Below are 2,345 nucleotides of genomic sequence, written 5' to 3'. Positions count from 1 at the left end.
CTGAGGATCCCCTTCATCTCCCAGGGGATTTCCATTCAGCGATTTGGCGACTAATATATCTTCCACAATTTTATACATAATATCCTATGTTTTTGGCATATAAAGATTTGACCGTTCTCAAAACATTGTGCAATGTTATGCACCTGTCCTGTTCGTAGCGTAGGCAGTCTCAGTCGAACCTGCTTCAGAAATCTCAGGTTTATCTCTGATGTACAGGTATTCATCCTTCATGGACTGCCAAGAGGCCGACGCACTCACGGGGAACGGATCTCCGCAAAGATCGATGCCACGGTGGGTTATGGCCATTGAGGCCAGCCTGTCCCTGTCGTAGTTCCGATCACAGTTGTTGCATCTAGATATCTTCCACGTTGGGTGCTTTACCTTTTCACCACATACGGGACACTCTGAGGAGGTCCCTCGTGGATTCACATATACTGTCTTCATTGGCGATTTATATATGTATATGGCGGATACCTTGTCCTTCTCCACCAGTTCCAGAAGTTCAATAAAACATTTCCTGTTAAACTTCATTCCGCTCCTTATGTCTGAGACAACATGGGATTCCGGTGATACTGTCTGCAATTTCTGAATCTGCCTGTCCAGGTCGGCTTTCTGATCATGTGAGGATACCCTTGCATAGATGAAAGACATCCTGTTACTTTTTATGCCGAGTATACGATTGATCTCGCTCTCAGGCACACGCCGGAAGTTGTTCGAGAGCCTGATGCACTTGATCTTGCCTTCCCTGTCCCACTTCCTGATAGTGGTTGGATCAAGTTGCGATATTTCGCAGGCATCTCTCAATGTGTAAAGTTTTCCCATGACTCTTATAATGGCATATCATATGAATGCATAATATTATTCATTAACAGTTAGAACCCTTTTATAACCCCATTTTAAAAATTGTAAGGACATCTACCAAAAAATTTATTAACCTGTAAATTAATTTAGTTATTGGAGGTGCTTCAATGGTCAGTTTCACGATGCATTACGACGATGAGGATGATGATGATGAAGAAGAGGACGACGATGATGACGAATAATCGGATTCCTGATAAACTAATTTTAACATATAAGCGGGAAGTCCCCTTTCGTTAGAGAGGGATGAAAGCGCAAATTTTATAGTCTATTAAGTTATTATACAAGAGAGTAGGCACGGACTGTCGCCGATTTTATGCCCGTAGAGGCTCAACCTCTGCAATGCAAGTTGAGTTGTTGAAGTGGGAAGCCCCATGCGTTAGCTTGGGGAGGATGTCACCAAAGACCTACTATATTTTATATTGATTTTTTGTTAAATTTAATCTTTAAGGTTAAATAAACGTTTGATATAAATAGCCATGAATATTGTTATTATTGGTGGAGGGGCAGCTGGCATGTCAGCCGCATCTAAGGCAAGGAGAATGGATAAAAATGCCAGAATAACCGTACTTGAAAAGACAGGCTATGTATCCTATGCAGAATGCGGAATGCCATATTATCTCTCTGGTTATTTTGAAAATGTCAATGACCTGCTACATTATCCTCTCAGTGAATTTATCGAGCATAGAGGCATAGATGTAATCACAAACGCAGTTGTGGACTCAATAAACAGAAAGGAAAAATATATAGAATCAAATGGAAAAAAATACCCATATGATAAGCTGGTCATAGCGACGGGTGCAGAGCCCAGGATTTCGGAGGGACTTGCCAATTATGTGCTGGCACTGAGGAACATGGACGATGTGATTCGAATAAAAGGAAAGATCAGGGGTGTTAATGATATTACCATAATAGGTGCAGGTGTCCTGGGAACAGAACTGTTTTCATTGCTTGGAGAAAAATATAATGTAAGGCTTATTTCCAAACACGAATATGTACTACCCCATATGGACAGGGATATGGGAAATATACTTACAGATATTCTAAGTAGAAATGGGAAAGAAATAGAATATAATTCAGTTCCCACAGCAATATCCGGTTCTCCGGGAAATTATTCTGTAACCACAAGTAGAGGTACATTCAATACAGAACTTGTTATATCTGCCACAGGAATAAAACCTTCAACTGAACTTGCAGAAAAAGCAGGACTGAAACTCACCGCAAATGGACTTATAAGTGTGAATGAGTTTTTGCAGACATCTGATCCCGATATTTATGCCGCCGGAGACAATGTGGCTACAAAAAATATTGTTACCGGATCTTCTGATTATTATCCACTTGCACAGATTGCAAATAAGATGGGGAGAACCATAGGAATCAACATATTCGGGAATAAGAGGGTGTTTCCGGGGGCACTTGGAACTACCATTATAAATGTAATGGGATACCAGGTAGGATACACCGGAATAAATGAAAATACTGCAGCA

At 40.8% G+C, this 2,345-nt stretch carries 2 protein-coding genes; one reads left to right on the top strand and one right to left on the bottom strand.

The window, feature by feature from the left end:
- Window positions 1-135 precede the first annotated feature (135 nt).
- Window positions 136-822 (bottom strand): zinc ribbon domain-containing protein, encoded by a 687-nt coding sequence (locus AMDU4_RS13435; protein WP_021788473.1) that lies wholly within the window; start codon window positions 820-822, stop codon window positions 136-138.
- Between the two features lie 515 nt (window positions 823-1,337).
- Here AMDU4_RS13435 and AMDU4_RS13430 point away from each other — a divergent pair.
- The coding region (locus AMDU4_RS13430) for an FAD/NAD(P)-binding oxidoreductase (protein WP_021788472.1) at window positions 1,338-2,345 on the top strand (1,008 nt) is incomplete at its 3' end.

Source organism: Ferroplasma sp. Type II, from assembly GCF_000496155.1.
The sequence above is the reverse complement of the archived record's forward strand: the minus strand, read 5'-3'. Positions and strand labels throughout refer to the sequence as shown.